Consider the following 18,708-nt stretch of genomic DNA (forward strand, 5'->3'; position numbering starts at 1 on the left):
CGCGAGGTCCATCACCGGATCAAGAACCACCTCCAGGGACTGCTTGGCCTCATCGCCGGCCAGGTGGAGGCGGAGCCCGCCCTGGCACCGCGCCTGCGTGCCGTGATGGGGCAGGTCAACGCCATCGCCACCGCCCACGGCCTGCAGGGGCGTACCCCCGGTGGCGAGAGCCTGCTCTGCGAGTTGGTCCGTGCCGTCTGCGAGGGCGTGGTCGCGATCACCGGCGAGCACCGGGCGGTCGACCTCTCACTGGACGTCGTCAGCCCGGTGGGGCTCGATCCCGGGGAGGCCATTCCCGTCGCCCTGGTCGTCAACGAGCTCGTGATCAATGCGTTCAAGCACGGGCGCCGCGACGGGGACCCCGGACCGGCGGTGGCGGTGACAGTCACCGGTGCGCCCGATGGTGCCTGCGTCTGCGTGCGCAATGCCGCGGACGTGGCGGACGGTGCCGACCTTCCGCGCGACGGCAATGGCGGCGTCGGTCTCGGCCTCGCGTACCGTCTCCTGCCACGCCCCGGTGCCGAACTCTCGCTTCAGGCGGGTGACGGCCGGGTCGCGGCCCGGCTGGTGCTCAGGCACCCCGTGGTACGCCCGCCCCGGCGGGTGCCCGGCTGATCCGGCGTGGGGTGGCCGGCGCAAACCGCTGATTTTGTGAGGTTCGTCACGGCGTGACGGGATCCTGCCCGGCAGTTGTAAATGGCACGCCGGCCGTGTAAAAGGCATCCTTGCCGCGCGCCGCCGCGTGCTCATCCGCAAAAGACGCTTGGGGGAAGCTATGGCCGAGGGCCGGGTACTGCTTGTGGACGATGACCGGCTGGTGCTCGCCACCCTGGGCGACGGATTGCGGCGGGCGGGGATGACGGTCCTCGAAGCGGACAGCGGCCACCAGGCCATCGACTGCCTCGGCGATAACGAGGTGGACCTTGCCGTCATTGACGTGCGGATGCCGGGCATGTCCGGGCTCAGCCTCGCGGGCTGGCTGGCCGAGCACACCGCACTGCCCTTCATATTCCTGTCCGCCTACGAGGATCCGGAGACGGTCAGCGAGGCCATCCGCTACGGGGCCCTGACCTACCTCGTGAAACCCCTGCAGAGCAACCAGCTCGTGCCCGTGCTCAACGCCGCCATGGCACGAGGCCGCGAGCTTCATCAGCTCCGAGAGCACCGTGACCAGCTCGAACGGGCGGTGCAGGGCAGCCGCAGCGTCAGCGTCGCGGTGGGGCTGGTCATGGAGCGTGCCGGCATCGGCCGAAGCGAGGCCTTCAACCGGCTGCGCGGTCATGCACGGGACCAGCGGCGCCGCCTCGAGGAGGTGGCGGAGGAGTACATCGAGGCCAGCGAATTGTTTCTCGGTGTGTGCAGGAATTGATCGTTTCGGCGCGCCCAGGGCGTCAGCGTGCCGCTTTCCGGCAATTTTTTTGCTTTGCACAGGGGCTTCGGGGGTGGCGAAGCGCCGGATGGGTGTTTAGGGTTACCGGGGACGGGGTATCGGTGTCAGTGGGGCCAAGCCCTCGCCCCTCACCGTGAAACACCGGCCGCGTCCTTAATCCGGAAAAACGAGTTTGCGCCCGGTGCCACTGCGGTATCGTCAGCGTGATGCCTTCCGCCCCGAACCCGCGGAGCCGTCGATTGGGTCAGCAGGCAGCTGCCGCGGGCCGGTAATGCCCATTGCCGGATGCGAGGGGGAAATGGAATCGACCGACAAGGATGCGCCGGCGACGCGCATGGCGCAGAGTCTCGGCCTCGACCACGGTGAGCTCGAGCGCCGCAAGGCGTTCCTCGAGTTCACCGGCCGTGATGCGGCCCTGCTCGCCGAGCTGGCCGTGCAGCTCGGCGGCTCGATCGACGACGCCCTGGACGAATTCTACGATCACCTCGCTCGTTTCCCGGAGATGCGCGATATCCTCGATCGCGACCCGGAGCATCTCCAGGGGCTGAAGCAGCGCCAGCGCCAGCATTTCAGGGAGCTCGCCACAGGGCCGCACGACGACGCGTTCGTCATGCGGCGGCTGCGCGTCGGCCGCGTGCATCACCGGGTCGGGTTGGCGCCGGCCTGGTATATGGGTGGCTACGCGAAGTACCTGCGTGCCCACCTGCCGAGCCTCTGGAGCGCCGCGGCGGGGGACATCCCGTGGTTCATGCAGGCGCTGGACGCGCTGCACAAGATCGTCTTCCTCGACATCACCCTCGTGCTGGAGGCCTATTTCGAGTCGGATCGCGCCGCGCTCGAATCCGCCCGGCGGCGGCTTCAGCGGGCCCAGGAGGCGGCCCGGCTCGCGGTATGGGAATGGGACGTGGACGATGGCCGCGTGCGCTGGTCGGAGACGGCAGCGAGCCTGTTCGCCCGCGGGGACGCCGGCATGCCCGATGACCGGACGTCGCTGCTCGCCCTGCTCGACCCCCGCGATGCCGCGGATGCGGAGGCGGCACTCGCGCGCGCACTGAGCGACGGCCAGGGGCTGTACGTCGAGTTCCGCGTGAGCGCCCGGCCCGGCGCCTGGCTGAGCGCGTCCGGGCGGGTCGAGCGCGATGCCGCGGGCCGGGCGCGGCGGATCGTGGGCGTGATCCAGGACATCTCCGAACGGCGCGAGCGCGAGGCGATGCTGCGCGCCCAGGAGGGCAAGTTCCGGGCGCTCATGGACAATGCCGCGGACGGCATGCTGATCGCCGATGCGGACGGCCGGGTGATTGACTGGAACCAGCGCTTCGCCGAGCTGTACGGTGACGAGGCACCGCTGACGGACCGCGACCTGGCCTCGTTTCATCCGGAACCGGAGCGGCAGCGCGTGGCGGCCGCTCTTGCCGCTGCGGGCCAGGCCCGCGGCCGCCTGGTCAGCGGCAGCCTGCTGTGCGCAGGCCACGAGCCTGTGCCGGTGGAGGTCTCCTTCACCCGTATCCAGTGGCTGAACGAGTCCCTGGTCCTTGCGGTGTACCGCGATCTCTCGGAGCGCTCGCGCACGGAGGCGGAGCTGCGCAAGCTCGGCCGGGCGCTGCAGCAGGCCCACGACGCCGTGATGATCACCGACCGCAGGGGCCGGATCGAGTTCGTGAACACGAGCTTCGAGCGGGAGACCGGTTATACCCAGCGCGAGGTCCTCGGACGCACCCCGCGGCTGCTGAAGTCCGGGCGCCATGACCCGGAGTTTTACCAGCGACTCTGGGATACGCTGAGCCGCGGGGAGGTATTCCGGGAGTCGTTCATCAACCGCCGAAAGGACGGCTCGCTGTACCACGAGGCCAAGCTCATAACCCCCCTGAGGGACGGCGACGGCGGGATCACCCATTTCGTGTCCACCGGGCGGGACATATCCAGGCGCATGGAGATGGAGCGCCGGCTCCAGCGCCTGGCCTACCAGGACGCCCTCACCGGGTTGCCCAATCGCACGAGCCTGCTCGAACGTCTCGAGGTGGCCCTCACGGACGCCAACGAGCGCGGCACACCGCTGGCGCTGCTCTATCTCGACCTCGACCAGTTCAAGGGCATCAACGACACCATGGGCCACGCCGCCGGCGACAGCGTGCTCAAGCAGGTGGCCCGGCGGCTGCGCCGCGAGACCCGCGGCGCGGACACCGTGGCCCGCATGGGGGGCGACGAGTTCGCGGTGATCGTCACCGGGGCCAACCGTGACGCGGTGGCGCACCTGGGCGAGCGGCTGCTGCGGGTGATCAGCGAGCCGTTCCTGCTGGAGGGCCGCGGGATCTATCCCATGGGCAGCATCGGCATCGCGGTCTATCCCCAGGACGGCACCACCGTAACCTCGCTGCTCAAGCACGCGGACACGGCGATGTACCGCGCCAAGCGCCGCGGGGGCGGACAGGAGTTCTTCGCCCCGCAGATGAACGAGTCCGTGAGCAGCCAGTTCACCCTGGAGAACGAACTCCGCCGGGCGGTCAGCAAGCACGAATTCCGTCTCGCCTTCCAGCCCCAGGTCTCGCTCGTCGACGGGCGTATCCGCGGTGCGGAGGTGCTGCTGCGATGGCGTTCGCCGTCGCTCGGCGAGGTTTCCCCCGCGCGGTTCATGCCGGTGCTCGAGGCCAACGGTGTGATCGTCCAGCTCGGCGAATGGGTGATACGCATGGCCTGCCGCGCGTTGCGGGACTGGCGCGCCGAGGGGTTCGATCTGCCCCGGATCGCCATCAACGTGGCGCCGGTTCAGCTGGAGGCCGACGGTTTCGTGGAGATGGTCCGGCGCGAGCTCGCCGAGGCCGGCCTGGTGCCCGCGGACCTCGAGATCGAGGTGGTGGAGACCTCGCTGATGAGCGACTTCGAGGCCATCAGTGCGTCGCTGCGCGAGCTCCGGGACCTCGGCGTCGCCCTCGCCCTGGACGACTTCGGTACCGGCTTCTCCGCGCTCAGCTACCTGCGGCGGCTGCCCGTGACCGTGGTCAAGGTCGATCGCGAGTTCGTCCAGAAGGCCCCTTCCGAGCCCGCCGACGCCAGCCTGGTGGAGGCGATCATCGCCGTCGGCGACCGTTTCGAGCTCGAGGTGGTGGGCGAGGGCGCGGAGACCGCCGAGCAGGTGGCGTTCCTGCGCGAGAGCGGCTGCCAGACCGTGCAGGGATTCTACTTCGCCCGGCCCATGGAGGCGGCCGCGTTCCGCGAATTCCTCGCCGGCAACGGCGCCGGGGTGTCCCTGGAGGCGCTCGGCGACGGGGGCCGTTGAGCCCCCGCCCGTTTGCCTACACGGCCACGGGGGCCTTGATGTGGGGGTGGGACTGGTAGCCTTCGAGGCGGATGTCGTCGTAGCGGAAGGCGAACAGGTCGGTGACCGCCGGGTTGAGCACCAGCCTCGGCAGCGGCAGGGGGTCGCGGGCGAGCTGCTGGTCCGCCTGCTCCAGGTGATTCACGTAGAGGTGGGCGTCACCGAGGGTGTGGATGAACTCGCCGGGCTCGAGGCCGGTGACCTGCGCGACCATGTGCGTGAGCAGCGCGTAGGAGGCGATGTTGAACGGCACCCCAAGGAAGATGTCGGCGCTGCGCTGGTAGAGCTGGCAGGACAGCCGGCCCTCGGCCACGTAGAACTGGAACAGGGCGTGGCACGGCGGCAGGCCCATGCGGTCGAGGTCGGCGACATTCCAGGCGCTGACGATGTGGCGCCGGGAGTCGGGGTTGTGCCGGATCTGTTCGAGCACGTCGGCGAGCTGGTCGATGTGGCCGCCGTCCGGGGTCGGCCAGGAGCGCCACTGGACCCCGTAGATGGGGCCGAGGTCGCCGTTGGCGTCGGCCCATTCGTCCCAGATGGAGACGCCGTTGTCCTTGAGGTAGGCGATATTGGCGTCACCGGCGAGGAACCACAGCAGCTCGTGGATGATCGAGCGCAGGTGCAGCCGCTTGGTGGTCACGACCGGGAAGCCCTCGGCGAGATCGAAGCGCATCTGGTGGCCGAACACCGAGACGGTGCCGGTGCCGGTGCGGTCGGCCTTGCGCACGCCGTTGTCGCGCACGTGGCGCATGAGATCGAGGTACTGTTTCATGATGTCGCTGCGGGCCGGTTCGTGCTACTGCCGTAGGCCCAGGCCAGCAGCGCTGCGCCGCCGATGATCATCGGCGCGGACAGGACCTGGCCCATGGTCAGCCAGCCCCAGGCGAGGTAGCCGAGCTGCGGGTCCGGCAGGCGCACGAACTCCACGATGAAACGGAACGTGCCGTAGCACGCGAGGAACAGGCCGGCGACCGCCCCCGTGGGGCGCGGGCGCCGGGAAAACCACCATAGCACGACGAACAGCACCACGCCCTCAAGGGCGAACTCGTAGAGCTGGGAGGGGTGACGGGCGACCGGGCCGAGCGGCGGGTAGACCATGCCCCAGGGCAGGTCGGTGGGTGCGCCCCAGAGCTCGCCGTTGATGAAGTTGCCGAGCCGTCCGGCGCCGAGCCCGATGGGCACGATCGGGGCGACGAACTCGATCACCTCGAAGAACCCGCGGCGGATGCGCCGGGCGAACAGCCACACGGTCACGAGCACGCCGATGAGCCCGCCGTGGAAGGACATGCCGCCCTCCCAGATGCGGAACAGGCTCAGCGGGTCGGCCGCCAGCCGGTCGAGGCCGTAGAAGAGCATGTAGCCCAGGCGCCCGCCCACGACCACGCCGATGGCGACGTAGACGATCAGGTCGTCCATCTGCACGGGCTCCAGCGGCCGCCAGGGGGCGCGGGCGCGGCGGCGCGCCAGCCACCAGCCGGCGAGGAAGCTCACCGCGTACATCAGTCCGTACCAGTGCACGGCGACGGGGCCGAGCTGTATCGCGATGGGATCGATCTGGGGATACGTCAGCATCGGGCGTGGTCCGTCACGGCGTGGTGTCGGCGAGCAGCATGCGCGCGAACACCGCCTTGATGTAGCGCGTCTCCGGGATCGCCGGATGCACGGGGTGGTCCGGACCCTGCTGGCCGAAGCCGATCACCTGCAGGCTGCGGTCGAGGTGGCGGGCACTGCCGAGCAGGGTGGCGAGGAAGTCCTGCTCGTCCAGGTGGGCCGAGCACGAGGCGGAGGCGAGCAGGCCGTCCGGCTCGAGGACCTGCAGCGCGGCCTGGTTGAGGCGGCGGTAGGCCTTGAGCCCGTTGCGGCGGTCCCGGCGCCGCTTGATGTAGGCCGGCGGGTCGGCGATCACCACGTCGAAGCGCTCGCGGTCGGCGCGCAGGGCCTGGAGCACATCGAGGACGTCGCCGCAGGCGACGGAGACGCGGTCGTCGAGACCGTTCGCCTCGGCGTTGCCTGCTGCCGCCTCGCAGGCATCCCGGGAGGCGTCCACCGTGAGGACCTCGGCCGCGCCCGCCGCCGCGGCCTGGATACCCCAGCCCCCTGCGTAGCTGAACAGGTCGAGCACCCGTGCGCCCTTCACCCACGGCGCGATCGCGGCGCGGTTGGCTCGGTGGTCGTAGTACCAGCCGGTCTTCTGCCCGGAGGCCGCGGGCACCTGGAAGGTCACCCCGTTCTCCTCGACGGTGAGGGTCTCCGGGCCGGGGGGGCCGGCCCAGCTCACGTAACGCTCCAGCCCCTCCAGCTCGCGGATGGCGGCATCGCAGCGCAGCAGGATGTGGGCCGGGGCGATCACGCGCTGCAGCGCGGCGACCACGGCGTCGCGCACTGCCTCCATGCCGGCGGTGTTGACCTGTACCACGGCGACGTCGCCGAAGCGGTCCACCACCAGGCCCGGCAGGCCGTCGCCCTCGCCGTGGACCAGTCGGTAGAAGGGCCGGTCGAAGAGTCGCTCGCGCAGCGACAGCGCCACGTTGAGCCGGTGCACGAGCATCGACTCGTCCAGCGCCCGTACCTGGCCGCGGCTGACGAGCCGTGCGCAGATCAGCGAGTGGGGGTTGGCGTAGCCGGAGCCGATGACCCGGCCGCCCTGGGCGCGGATGGTCACCGGCGCACCCGGCGTCAGGGTGGCGAGCGGCGAGCGCGCGGTATCCACCTCGTTGCTGAACACCCACAGGTGGCCCGCGCGCAGGCGGCGGTCCTCACCCTTCTTTAGAAACAGGTCCTGAAAGTCGTCCATTGGCTCCGTCGTCGCTGGGCTGCGGGCGCCGTGCCCGCGGGGCGCACCATTGTGCCTGCTCGCGCGCCCGGAGCGAACCGCGGGTGTCCCCCGGTCCGTTGGCTGCGGTCTGCCGTCCTGCCGGACGGGGCCCCGTGTCAGTCCGGCTCCGGCATGCGGTAGCCAGGCGTGGAGCGCATCAGCTGGAGTTCCTCGTCGTTCATCGACGCCTCGATGCCCTCGAACAGCGGCGTCGAGAGGTAGCGCTCGCCGGTGTCGGGGAGCATGGCGAGGAGCACCGAGCCGGCCGGCGCCCGTTCGGCGACGGCCAGCGCGGCGGCGAACGTCGCCCCGCCGGAGACACCGGTGAACAGCCCCTCCTCCCGGGCCAGCCGGCGGGACCACTCGATGCTCTCCGCGCCACTCACCGGCACGAGCTCGTCGACATAGCCCTTGTCGAGGGCTTCCTGGAGCACCCACGGGATGAAGTCCGGGGTCCAGCCCTGGATGGGGTGGGGCTGGAAGGCGGAGTGGCCCGCGGTGGGCTCGTGGCGCTCATTGCGGGGCTGGGGCTCGCCGCTGCCCACCAGCGGGGCATTGTCCGGCTCGCTCAGCACGAGCCGGACGTCCGGGCGGCTGGCGCGCATGGCGCGGCCGATGCCGGTGATGGTGCCGCCGGTGCCGTAGCCGCTGACGATATAGTCCAGGCGCTGGCCGTCGAAGTCCGCGAGGATCTCCCGGGCGGTGGTGGCCTCGTGGATGTCCGCGTTGGCCTCGGTCTCGAACTGGTGCGCGAGGAACCAGCCGTGGGTGTCGGCAAGCTCCCTGGCCTTCTCGTACATGCCGTAGCCCTTGAGCTCCCGCGGGGTGAGGACCACCCGCGCACCGAGGAAGCGCATGAGCTTGCGCCGTTCCACCGAGAAGCTCTCCGCCATGGTCACCACCAGCGGATAGCCGCGGGCGGCGCAGACCATGGCCAGGCCGATCCCGGTGTTGCCGCTGGTCGCCTCGACCACTGTCTGGCCGGGTTGGAGATCGCCGCGGCGCTCCGCCGCCTCGATGATGTTCAGTGCCAGGCGGTCCTTCACCGAGGAGGCGGGGTTGAAGAACTCCGCCTTCACGTACATCGACACGTGGCCGGGCGCGAGGCGGTTGATGCGGATGCACGGCGTGTCGCCAACGGCGTCGGCGGCACTGTCATAGAGACGGCCGCGGCCGGCCGTGGTCCTCGTCTGCGGGTCCATGTTCCCCTCCTGCCGGGTGGTCGGTGACGCGGCGATACCGGCTCCTGATCGTACCCCGCCGCCGCGGTCGACCCAAGGCCCGTGCGGTGCTCGGTTTTGCCGGTCCCCGCCATGGGCTACAATCCGGGCGTTTTCGGGGACTGATTCTTCATCCACGGGTGAAGATCGGTGGGGGTGACGTAACCGTCCGCCCGTGGCGCGGGGGCGCCGCGAGGCGGATTGCGTTCCATCGCGCCCCGTTACCGGGGCCTTCCCGGCCAACAGGAGTGTGTTCGTGCGACAGCCAGCCCGCGTGATTCTCGCCGCCGTGCTCATGGCGTTTGCCACCGTGGCGCTCGCCCAGGCGACCCGTTACGTCACCGACGAGTTCCGCATCAACCTGCGCAGCGGACCCGGTAACGGTTACCGCATCCAGAGCATGCTGCCCACCGGCGAGGTGCTCACGCTGATGGACAGCCGTGACGGCTGGAGCCAGGTGCGCACCCGGGACGGGCGCTCGGGCTGGGTGCCGTCGCAGTATCTCAGCAGCGAGCGTCCCGCCGCGGACCGGCTTGCCTCGATGGAGGACCGGGTCAACGAGCTGGAGCAGCGCAACAGCGAGCTGTCCTCCCAGCTGGAGACGACCAAGCAGCAGCTCGCCGATGCCAACGAGCAGGTCGATGCCCTCTCCGGCACCCGAGAGGAGATGGCGCAGAAGCTCGAGCAGGCCAAGGAGGGGCTCAAGCTCTCCGAGGAAAACGACCGGCTGACCAAGAAGAAGATCGATCTGGAGCGCCGTATCCAGGATCTGGTCAACGAGACCGAGCGCCTTTCCGACCGCAAGCAGCAGGACTGGTTCCTGGTGGGGGCGGGGGTGCTGTTCGCCGGCATGATCATCGGGGTTCTGGTGACCCGCATCCGCTGGCGACGGCGATCGAGCTGGGGCGACCTCTAGACGGACCGAATCGCGTCGGGGCGCCCCAGGACCTGCCTGTGCCGCGCCCCGGGCTTGCTCCGGGCGCGGGATCCACGCAGTCTCGAATCACTGACCCGAGTTTGGAGGGGCTGGCATGTCCCGGATTCCCGATGTGCGGCGGATGATCGCCGAGCTCGTGGCGCTGCCTTCCGTGAGCAGCGTCGATCCGGCCCTCGACCAGGGCAACCTCGCCGTGATCGAGTGCCTCGCCGAGTGGTGCGAGGCGCTCGGCTTCGCGGTGGATATCCGCCGTCTGCCGGGGGATCCGGGCAAGGCCAACCTGGTCGCGACCCTGGGCCGCGGTGAGGGCGGGCTGGTGCTCGCGGGCCACACCGACACCGTCCCCTTCGATGCCGACCGCTGGGCCAGCGACCCATTCACCCTCAGCGAGCGTCAGGGCCGCCTCCACGGCCTCGGCACCAGCGACATGAAGGCCTTCCTGGCGCTGGCGCTGGAGGCCGTGCGCACCCTGGAGGCGGGGCAGCTGGATGCACCGCTGGTGCTGCTGGCCACCGCGGACGAGGAGTCCGGTATGGAGGGGGCCAAGGCCCTCGCCGGCAGCGGCCCCGTCGCCGGGCGCCAGGCGATCATCGGCGAGCCCACCGGGCTGCATCCGATCCGTGTGCACAAGGGCATGATGATGGAGGCGGTGCGCGTGACCGGCCGCTCCGGGCATTCCAGCGATCCGTCGCTGGGCATCAATGCGCTGGAGGCCATGCACGGGGTAATCGGCGAGCTCATGACCTGGCGCGACGAGCTCGGCCGGCGCTACCGCGACGAACGCTTCGCCGTGCCGGTGCCGACGCTCAACCTCGGCCACATCCATGGTGGTGACAACCCCAACCGCATCTGCGGCGAGGTGGTACTGCACTACGATCTGCGCCCGCTGCCGGGGATGAGCCCGGAGGCGCTGCGCGCCGAGGTGGAAACGCGGCTTCGGGGGGTCATGGCCGAGCGGCCCGGCGAGCTCACCCTGTCCTCGCTCTTTCCCGGTCAGCCGCCCATGGAGACGCCGGAGACGGCGGAGATCGTGGCCGCCGCCCGGGCGCTCACCGGCGAGGAGCCGGGTGCGGTGGCCTTCGGTACCGAGGGGCCGTGGCTGCGCGACCTGGGCATGGACGTGATCATCCTCGGCCCCGGGGATATCGCCCAGGCGCACCAGCCGGACGAGTTCATCGCCCTCGACCGGCTGGCGCCCACGGTCACGCTGCTGCAGCGCTTCATCCATCGCTTCTGCATGGAGGGCGCCGCATGAGCGAGGATCCGCAGCGGCTGGTGAGCGTGTTCCGCCAGGGCGCGCCCTACATCAACGCGCACCGGGGGGCGACCTTCGTGATCGCCTTCGGCGGTGAGGCCTTCGACGGCGATGCGCTGGCGCCGCTGATCCACGATATCGCCCTGCTCAACAGCCTCGGCGTGCGCATCGTACTGGTCCCGGGGGCGCGCCCGCAGATCGAGCGCCGGCTGCGCGAGCGGGACCTGGAGATGCGCTACGTTCACGGCCGCCGGGTCACCGACGAGGCGGCGCTCGAGTGTGTGCGCGAGGCCGTCGGGGAGGTGCGTCTGGAGCTGGAGGCGCGGCTGTCGATGGGGCTGGCGAACTCGCCCATGGCGGGGCTGCGGGTGCGCGCGGCGTCGGGCAATTTCGTCATGGCGCACCCCTTCGGCGTGCACGAGGGCGTGGACTACCAGCACACCGGCGAGGTGCGGCGCATCGACGCCGATGCCATCGGTGAGCGGCTGGACGACGGCGCCGTGGTGCTGGTGCCGCCGCTGGGTTACTCGCCCACCGGCGAGGTCTTCAACCTCTACAGCGAAGATGTCGCCCTGGCGGTGGCCCGCGCCCTGCGGGCCGAGAAGCTGCTCTACCTGCTGGAGGGGCGGGACGTCACCGACGTCCGAGGAGGGCTGGTACGGCAGATGACCACCGACGAGACACGGGGGTATCTCGGCGAGCACGGCGAGGCGCTGCCGGAGGAGATGACGCGGCTGCTGCGCGGTGCCATCGACGTCTGCCATGGCGGCGTGCGCCGGGTGCACCTGCTCGACCGTCACCGTGACGGTGCGCTGCTCATGGAGCTGTTCACCCGCGACGGTGTGGGCACGCTGATCACCGCGCAGTCCTTCGAGCGCACCCGCCGCGCCGGGGTGGACGACGTGCCCGGCATCCTCGCGCTGATCGAGCCGATGGAGCGTGCCGGGGTGCTGGTGCGTCGCTCCCGGGAACGGCTGGAGACGGAGATCGGCGAGTTCACAGTGATGGAGCGCGAGGGCACGGTGGTGGCCTGCGCCGCGCTCCACCCGATGCCGGATGCGCCCATGGCGGAACTCGCCTGCGTGGCGGTCCACCCGGACTACCGCGGCACCGGCCGCGGCGACCGGCTGCTCGCGCGGCTGGAGGCCGAGGCGCGCAGCCGCGGGCTGGAGGCGGTGTTCGTGCTCACCACGCGGACCGCGCACTGGTTCGAGGAGCGCGGCTTCCGCCGTGTCGCCCCGGAGGACCTGCCAGGCAGTCGCCGCTCGCTGTACAACCTCCAGCGCAACTCCCGCGTCTATCTCAAGACCCTGGGGCCGGCCTGAGGCAGTCGCCCCGGTCAGCCGCGTCCGTCCGCGTGCTCCATCTCCAGGATCGCGGTCCACTCCGCCTCCCTGACCGGCATGACCGACAGCCGGTTGCCCTTCTTCACCAGCGCCATCTCCGAGAGGGCGGGCTCCGCCTTGAGCTCGGATAAGGGGATCAGCCGCTCCAGGCGGCGCTGGAAGCGCACGTCGACCATGTACCAGCGCGGGTTGTCCGGGTCGCTCTTGGGGTCGTAGTAGTTCGACTCCGGATCCCAGGCCGTATGGTCGGGATAGCCGGTGCTGACGATCTCCATGATGCCCGCGATGCCGGGGACCTTGGTGTTGGAGTGGTAGAAGAACGCCAGGTCGCCGGGCTGCATGCGGTCGCGCATCATGTTGCGGACCTGGTAGTTGCGCACGCCGTCCCAGTGGTCGGTCTGGTCGGGCTCCGCGGCGAGGTCGTCGATGCCGTAGACGTCCGGCTCGGACTTCATCAGCCAGTAGGCCATGGGCGAGTCTCCTGCGTTGTCTGTGTTGTGCCTTTCACGGCCGCGGCGCGAGGCGCCCATCACTGCCCCAGCGGGAAGCGGCGCAGACCCGAGGGGGTGAGTATGCCCCACAGTGGCACGTCCCAGGGCTCGGCGGCGAGGGTGTCGACCTGCTGAAAGTCGTGGGCCACGCCCACCAGGCGCGGGTGGTGCCAGCGCCGGCGCCGGTGGAGAAAGGCGAAGGTCCGGTCATAGAACCCGCCGCCCATGCCGAGTCGGTTGCCGGCGGCGTCGAAGCCCACCAGCGGCGTCAGCACCAGATCCATCCGCCGCGGGTGGCGCGTGGTGCCGGTGACGGGCTCCGGGATACCCAGGCGGTTGGGAGCGAGCCGTCGGCCCGGCCGCCATTCGCGGAAGCCCATCGGGGCGGCGGGGGCGGCGATCACGGGGAGATGGACGCGGCGTCCGGCGCGGTGGGCGGCGTGCATCAGCGGCCACAGGTCGGGCTCGCCGTCGGCGGCGCAGAAGGCCGCGAGGGTGTGTACCTGGCGCCAGAGCCGGTGGCGGAAGAGGTGGCGGACCAGTGCCCGTGCCGCCTGGTGCTGGCTTCGCCGATCCAGGGCTCGCCGTTGCTCGCGCAGCCGGCGCCGCAGCGCCCGCCGGTCCTGCCGGGATGTCATGGCCATGATCCGTGGGATGGGCCGCGGCGATGGCCGTGACCCGTATGAAACGAGAGACATCCCCCGCGTTGGTGCCGTGCAGGCATCGCCCTTGAACCCTTCGGTTCAGGTGGGGACAACGAGCGACCCTTTAGGCTTTCCGCTCCGGGGCGGACATGCACACCAGTGCCGCTACGCGTGCGTCCCCAAGGCGACTAAGTGTCGGCTCAAGAAAACGTATTGCCTGCTCTCGTACACCGCAGGGGATGTCGATAATCATGGTGCCGGAGATCGGTGCCGTGCGTCCAGCGCCGGGGGTCAGCCCGCCGACGACGGGTCGTCGTGCGTCGCGGCCGGTGCATCGTCCTCGAGGACGCTGCCGATGCGGCTGCTCAGGCGCTGGATCGCCTGGGCGGCGAGGTCCTGGTCATTGAGGCGGCGGCCCTGCTCCAGGAAGTCGCTGGCGATATTGAGCGCGGCCATGACCGCGATCCGGTCCTGGCCGACGATGCGGCCGCCGTCGCGGATCTCGCGCATGCGCGCATCCAGGAAGGCGGCGGCCTCGCGCAGGCTCTCGCGCTCGCCGGGGGAGCAGGAGACCATGTATTCGCGCTCGAGGATACGGACGGCGACGGGTTCCTCGCTCATGGTCAGTGATTCTCCATGGCCTTGAGACGGCTGATCATCGCCTCAATCTTCGAGCGCGCCTGTTCATTCTTCTCGAGGAGGCTGGCGCGGTCGGCGTTGAGTGATTCCTGGGAGTCCCGCAGGATACGGTTCTCCTCGCGCAGCCGCTCGCACAGGGCCAGCAGGTCGTCGACGCGCCGCTCCAGCAAGCGGATATGTTCAGCAAGGGAATCAGTCACCTGCAAGCCTCCCGGGGAGTCTGACCCGACTATAGAAGCGACCACCCGGAGGGTCAACGCGGGTGGTAGACTGAGCGCGTCGTCCCCGGTGGCGCCATGCATTCATTGGAGTAGCACCCATGCCTGACACCGAACTGTACCATCAGCTCGACGAGGCGCTCACCGCGGTGGACAGCGACACCACCGCCGCCGAGGCCCACGGGCTGCTCTGCGGCATGCTCAGCGGCCCCGGCGAGCCGGATCGTGCGCGCTGGATCGCGCAGGTGCTTGAACATGCCCATGCCCGCGGCGAGGCCGCCCGCGCCTGCCTGGAGGTGCTCACCGAGCTGTTCACCGATACCGCCGAGGACATGGCCGACGAGGAGCTGCGCTTTCGCCCGTTGCTGCCTGCCGACGATGTCCCCATCGGTGAGCGTTCCGCCGCGCTCGGGCACTGGTGCGAGGGTTTTCTGCTCGGCGTGAGCATGGGCGGCGTCGGCGAGGGCGGGCAGCGCCCCCGGGAGGTGGACGAGGTCCTGCGCGATTTCGGCGAGATCGCGCGCATCGACGACGACCCGGAGCCGGACGAGGACAGCGAGGCCGCCTACACCGAGCTCGCGGAGTACGTTCGCATGGGCGCGCTCCTCGTCCAGGAGCATCTCACCGCCCAGGCGCGTCAGAACGAGAACGCCAGGCGGCTGCACTGAATTCAGGCGACGGCACGGAGGTTCAATGGATTCCAGCGAGTTCGAGCGGCGCCGGCGGGAGCTGATGGCCGCGATGGGCGAGGGGGGGATCGCCATCCTGCCCGCCGCCCCGGAGCGCCGGCGCAATCGCGACGTCTTTCACCCCTACCGCCAGGACAGTGATTTCTGGTATCTCACCGGCTTCCCGGAGCCGGAGGCGGTGGCGGCGATCATCCCCGGCCGTGCCCAGGGCGAGTACGTGCTGTTCTGCCGCGAGCGTGACCCGGCCCACGAGGTCTGGGACGGCGAGATTGTCGGCCAGGACCGGGCCGTGAGCGACTACGGCGCCGACGACGCCTTCCCCATCGACGACATCGACGAGATCCTGCCGGGCCTCATTGAGGGCCGTGGCCGTGTGTACTGTACGCTGGGCTCGGATGCGGAGTTCGATGCCCAGCTCCTGGCCTGGATCAACCAGGTCCGCTCCCGGTCCCGCGGCGGCGCGCGCAGTCCCGGCGAGTTCGTGGCCCTGGAACATCTGCTCCACGAGCAGCGCGTGGTCAAGAGCCCGGCGGAGATTCGCCAGATGCGCCGTGCCGCCGAGGTCTCGGCGGCCGCCCACATGCATGCCATGCGGACCTGCCGGCCGGGCATGTACGAGTACGAGATGGAGGCGGAGTATCTCGCCGCCTTCCGCCGCGCCAACGGCTGGCCCGCGTACCCCTCGATCGTCGGCGGCGGCGCCAATGCCTGCGTGCTCCACTACATCCGCAACGACGCGCGCCTGCGTGACGGCGACCTGCTGCTGGTGGACGCGGGTGCGGAGCTGGAGTGCTACGCCTCGGATATCACCCGGACCTACCCGGTCAACGGGCGCTTCAGCGCCGAGCAGCGGGCGGTCTACGAGGTGGTGCTGTCCGCCCAGCAGGCCGCTATTGAGGCGGTCCATCCGGACAACCACTGGAACCGGCCCCATGAGGCCGCGACACGGGTGCTCGTCGACGGCATGCTCTCGCTCGGGCTGCTCGACGGCGACCGCGACGGGATCATCGAGTCCGGCGAGTACCGACGCTTCTTCATGCACCGGACCGGTCACTGGCTCGGGCTGGACGTCCATGACGTCGGCGATTACCGCATCGACGGGCAGTGGCGCCAGCTCGAGCCGGGGATGGTGCTTACCGTCGAGCCCGGCCTCTACATCCCGCCGGGTGCCGAGGGCGTGGACGAGCGCTTCCAGGGCATCGGTGTGCGCATCGAGGACGACGTCGCCGTGACCGCGGACGGTGCCGATATCCTGACCGCCGACGTGGCCAAGTCCATCGACGATATCGAGGCGGTGATGGCGGCATGAGCGACTACGACCTCATCGTCGCCGGCGGCGGCCTGGTGGGGGCGAGCCTCGCCGCGGCCCTTCACGGCAGTGGACTGCGGGTGGCCGTGATCGAGGCGGCGGCACCCGGCAGCGCCATGCAGCCGAGCTTCGACGAGCGCCAGACCGCGCTCGCCCCGTCCAGTCGCCGCTTCTTCGAGGCCCTGGGCCTGTGGCGGGATATCGCCGCCGAGGCCGCTCCGATCCGCGCCATCCACGTCAGCGAGCGCGGCCGTTTCGCGGCAACGCGGATGTATGCCGGGGATGAGGGGCTGGACGCGCTGGGCCACGTCGCACCCAACCGGGTCCTGGGGCGGGTGCTGCGGCCGGCCATGGAGAAGTCGGCCACCTGCTACACGCCGGCGACGGTAACCGGTGTCAGTGCCGGGGAGGACACCGTACACGTCGACGTGAGCGGCGCCGACGGTGACACCACCCTGAGTGCACGTCTGCTCGCGGTGGCGGACGGCAGCGCCTCGCCGCTGTGTGAGCAGCTCGGCGTCCCCCGGCGCAACCGCGATTACGGCCAGACCGCCGTCATCGCCAACGTCGGCGTCGAACGTGGTGACGGCGGCTGGGCCTTCGAACGGTTCACGCCCGAAGGCCCGCTGGCGATGCTACCGGCCGGGCAGGGGCGCTACGCGGCGGTATGGACGCTGCCCCACGAGCGCGCCGAGGCCATGGCCGCCCTGGATGAAGCGACCTTTCTGGATGCGCTGCAGCGCGCCTTCGGCTGGCGGCTGGGGCGCCTGGTCGCCGCCGGCGCCCGGGCGCGCTACCCCCTGCGTGCCATCGATGCCGTCGAGGTCACGGGGGCACGCACCGTGGTGCTCGGCAACGCCGCCCATACCCTGCACCCCGTGGCCGGGCAGGGCTTCAACCTCGCGCTGCGTGATGTAGCCGAGCTGGCGGAGCGGGCCGGCGCAGCGGTCGCGGCCGGTGGCGACTGCGGTGCGGACGATATCCTCGCCGGCTATGCGGTCGCCCGCCGTGGCGATGTGCGCCGCACATCCTCCTTTACCGACGTCCTGGTGCGCGGATTCTCCAACCGGCTGCCGGGGATCACCGCCGCCCGCGGTGCAGCGCTCGCCGCGCTGGAGCTGTTGCCCGCGGTGCGCCGCACACTGATCACCCATGCCATGGGCCGGGCTGGCCGTCAGCCGCGGCTGGCCCGCGGACTGCCCCTGTGGGAGGGCCGATGAGACGCGACGAGTATGACCTGCTGGTGCAGGGCGGCGGCATGATCGGGCTCGCCACGGCCCTGGCCGCCGCCGACGGCGGCGCCCGGGTGGCGCTGCTCGACCGTGAGCCGCCCCGGCCCTGGCAGGGCGGGGAGGTGCGCCAGCGCGTCTCTGCCCTGAACCTCGCCAGCGAGCGGCTGCTTACGGGGCTCGGGGTGTGGCCGGAGATCCTCGCCGAGCGGGCGGGGCGGTTCGAGGCCATCCACGCCGAGGACGCCGCGAGCGAGGCGCGGGTGCGCTTCGAGGCCGCCGACGCCGGTCTCGCGCACCTGGGCCACATCGTGGAGAACGAGCTGGTCTGCGCCATGCTCGCCGCCCGGGCCCCGCAGGCGGGCGTGAGCCGGCTGGCGCCCGGGGCGATCGCCGAGTGGACGCCGGAGGCGGAGGGCCTGGACGTGCGCCTCGAGGACGGCCGGCGCCTGCGCACCCGGTTGCTGGTCGGCGCCGACGGTGCGGGCTCGGCGGTGCGTACCCGGGCGGGTATCCACGCCCGCGTTGCGCCGTACGGCCAGGAGGCCGTCGTTGCCAACGTTACGACGGGCGCCCGCCACGGACACGCCGCACGGCAGCGCTTCCTGGAGGGCGGGCCGCTTGCCTTCCTGCCGCTGGCGGACGGGCGCTGCTCCATCGTCTGGTCCCTGCCCGCCGACGAGGCCGAGGTGACCGCCGGGCTATCGGATGCCGCCTTCACGACGCTGCTCGACGAGGCGGGCGGGTCACTGGTGGGCGGGATCGAGTCCGTCGGGCCGCGGGCGCGTTTTCCCCTGCGCCGGCTGCACGCGGAGCGCTACATCGACGAGCGCGTCGCCCTGGTCGGCGATGCCGCCCACGTCATCCATCCGCTGGCGGGGCAGGGCGCCAACCTCGGATTCCGCGACGCCGCGACCCTTGCCGAGGGCGTTGTCACGGCACTGGCCGCCGGCCGCGACCCCGGTGGCCGCGGCCTGCTGCGCCGCTACGAGCGGGCCCGGCGTGGCGACAACCACGCCATGCAGCTCGCCATGGACGCCTTCCATGCCGCGTTTACCCGCCATGATCCGCTGCTCGTGCGTCTGCGCGGCGCCGGCTTCGGCACCGCTGACCGCGTGCCGCCGCTGCGGCGGGCGTTCATGCGGGCGGCCACCGGCCTGGCCGGCGAGCTGCCGGCACTGATGCGCACCCCGGGGGTCGCGGCCTGAGGCAT

At 70.8% G+C, this 18,708-nt stretch carries 18 protein-coding genes and 1 other RNA gene; 10 read left to right on the forward strand and 9 right to left on the reverse strand.

Features of this window, described 5'->3' with window-relative positions:
• From G7A99_RS09055 to G7A99_RS09065, 3 genes are all read left to right on the forward strand, one after another.
• Nucleotides 1–615, forward strand: a 615-nt coding sequence (locus G7A99_RS09055) for a sensor histidine kinase (RefSeq protein ID WP_163139659.1), incomplete at its 5' end; no start/stop codon positions are given.
• Between the two features lie 160 nt (nt 616–775).
• Nucleotides 776–1,369: an ANTAR domain-containing response regulator gene (locus G7A99_RS09060; RefSeq protein WP_018716536.1), complete on the forward strand. Its 594-nt coding sequence runs from the start codon at nt 776–778 to the stop codon at nt 1,367–1,369.
• 319 nt (nt 1,370–1,688) lie between these two features.
• Nucleotides 1,689–4,664: an EAL domain-containing protein gene (locus G7A99_RS09065; RefSeq protein WP_163139661.1), complete on the forward strand. Its 2,976-nt coding sequence runs from the start codon at nt 1,689–1,691 to the stop codon at nt 4,662–4,664.
• Nucleotides 4,665–4,680: 16 nt separating this feature from the next.
• Here G7A99_RS09065 and G7A99_RS09070 read toward each other — a convergent pair whose 3' ends face one another.
• The 4 genes from G7A99_RS09070 to G7A99_RS09085 all read right to left on the reverse strand — a co-directional run bounded on the left by G7A99_RS09070 (nt 4,681) and on the right by G7A99_RS09085 (nt 8,720).
• A complete protein-coding gene (locus G7A99_RS09070; protein ID WP_163139663.1) occupies nt 4,681–5,475 on the reverse strand; it encodes a thymidylate synthase in 795 nt (264 codons plus the stop codon).
• Nucleotides 5,472–6,275, reverse strand: coding sequence for a prolipoprotein diacylglyceryl transferase (gene lgt, locus G7A99_RS09075; protein ID WP_018716533.1), 804 nt, complete (start codon nt 6,273–6,275; stop codon nt 5,472–5,474). Before lgt ends, G7A99_RS09070 begins: the two co-directional genes overlap by 4 nt.
• Nucleotides 6,276–6,288: 13 nt before the next feature.
• Nucleotides 6,289–7,497, reverse strand: coding sequence for a class I SAM-dependent rRNA methyltransferase (locus G7A99_RS09080; RefSeq protein ID WP_163139665.1), 1,209 nt, complete (start codon nt 7,495–7,497; stop codon nt 6,289–6,291).
• Between the two features lie 137 nt (nt 7,498–7,634).
• Nucleotides 7,635–8,720: a PLP-dependent cysteine synthase family protein gene (locus G7A99_RS09085; RefSeq protein WP_018716531.1), complete on the reverse strand. Its 1,086-nt coding sequence runs from the start codon at nt 8,718–8,720 to the stop codon at nt 7,635–7,637.
• Between the two features lie 274 nt (nt 8,721–8,994).
• On the opposite strand from G7A99_RS09085, the gene G7A99_RS09090 reads away from it, so the two are divergent.
• The 3 genes from G7A99_RS09090 to argA all read left to right on the forward strand — a co-directional run bounded on the left by G7A99_RS09090 (nt 8,995) and on the right by argA (nt 12,255).
• Nucleotides 8,995–9,654: a TIGR04211 family SH3 domain-containing protein gene (locus tag G7A99_RS09090; RefSeq protein ID WP_156831086.1), complete on the forward strand. Its 660-nt coding sequence runs from the start codon at nt 8,995–8,997 to the stop codon at nt 9,652–9,654.
• Between the two features lie 115 nt (nt 9,655–9,769).
• Nucleotides 9,770–10,930 carry an acetylornithine deacetylase gene (argE, locus tag G7A99_RS09095; protein ID WP_163139667.1) on the forward strand — a complete coding sequence of 387 codons (1,161 nt, stop codon included), beginning with the start codon at nt 9,770–9,772 and terminating at the stop codon, nt 10,928–10,930.
• Nucleotides 10,927–12,255 carry an amino-acid N-acetyltransferase gene (gene argA / locus G7A99_RS09100; protein ID WP_163139669.1) on the forward strand — a complete coding sequence of 443 codons (1,329 nt, stop codon included), beginning with the start codon at nt 10,927–10,929 and terminating at the stop codon, nt 12,253–12,255. The genes argE and argA overlap by 4 nt, the downstream gene beginning before the upstream one ends.
• A gap of 14 nt (nt 12,256–12,269) precedes the next feature.
• Here the strand turns inward: argA and G7A99_RS09105 are convergent, their stop codons facing one another.
• The 5 genes from G7A99_RS09105 to G7A99_RS09125 all read right to left on the reverse strand — a co-directional run bounded on the left by G7A99_RS09105 (nt 12,270) and on the right by G7A99_RS09125 (nt 14,250).
• Nucleotides 12,270–12,746, reverse strand: coding sequence for an EVE domain-containing protein (locus G7A99_RS09105; RefSeq protein ID WP_018716527.1), 477 nt, complete (start codon nt 12,744–12,746; stop codon nt 12,270–12,272).
• A 59-nt stretch (nt 12,747–12,805) separates the two neighbouring features.
• Entirely contained in the window at nt 12,806–13,405 is a 600-nt protein-coding gene (locus tag G7A99_RS09110) for a 5-formyltetrahydrofolate cyclo-ligase (protein WP_018716526.1), read from the reverse strand.
• 56 nt (nt 13,406–13,461) lie between these two features.
• Nucleotides 13,462–13,653, reverse strand: a non-coding RNA gene (gene ssrS / locus G7A99_RS09115) — 6S RNA.
• Nucleotides 13,654–13,702: 49 nt separating this feature from the next.
• Nucleotides 13,703–14,032, reverse strand: coding sequence for a cell division protein ZapA (locus G7A99_RS09120; RefSeq protein ID WP_018716525.1), 330 nt, complete (start codon nt 14,030–14,032; stop codon nt 13,703–13,705).
• Nucleotides 14,033–14,034: 2 nt separating this feature from the next.
• Nucleotides 14,035–14,250, reverse strand: a complete 216-nt coding sequence (locus G7A99_RS09125) for a TIGR02449 family protein (RefSeq protein WP_240466214.1) — start codon at nt 14,248–14,250, stop codon at nt 14,035–14,037.
• A 119-nt stretch (nt 14,251–14,369) separates the two neighbouring features.
• Between G7A99_RS09125 and G7A99_RS09130 the strand changes: the two genes are divergently transcribed.
• From G7A99_RS09130 to G7A99_RS09145, 4 genes are read left to right on the forward strand one after another with little or no spacing between them, the layout of a single operon-like run.
• Nucleotides 14,370–14,936, forward strand: a complete 567-nt coding sequence (locus G7A99_RS09130; RefSeq protein WP_163139671.1) for a UPF0149 family protein — start codon at nt 14,370–14,372, stop codon at nt 14,934–14,936.
• Nucleotides 14,937–14,961: 25 nt separating this feature from the next.
• On the forward strand, nt 14,962–16,266 hold the full coding sequence (gene pepP / locus G7A99_RS09135; RefSeq protein ID WP_163139673.1) for a Xaa-Pro aminopeptidase: 1,305 nt from the start codon (nt 14,962–14,964) through the stop codon (nt 16,264–16,266).
• Entirely contained in the window at nt 16,263–17,486 is a 1,224-nt protein-coding gene (gene ubiH, locus G7A99_RS09140; protein ID WP_018716521.1) for a 2-octaprenyl-6-methoxyphenyl hydroxylase, read from the forward strand. The genes pepP and ubiH overlap by 4 nt, the downstream gene beginning before the upstream one ends.
• Nucleotides 17,483–18,703 carry a UbiH/UbiF/VisC/COQ6 family ubiquinone biosynthesis hydroxylase gene (locus G7A99_RS09145; protein ID WP_018716520.1) on the forward strand — a complete coding sequence of 407 codons (1,221 nt, stop codon included), beginning with the start codon at nt 17,483–17,485 and terminating at the stop codon, nt 18,701–18,703. Before ubiH ends, G7A99_RS09145 begins: the two co-directional genes overlap by 4 nt.
• The last annotated feature ends 5 nt before the right edge of the window (nt 18,704–18,708 follow it).

The sequence above is a fragment of the Arhodomonas sp. KWT genome, assembly GCF_010993615.1.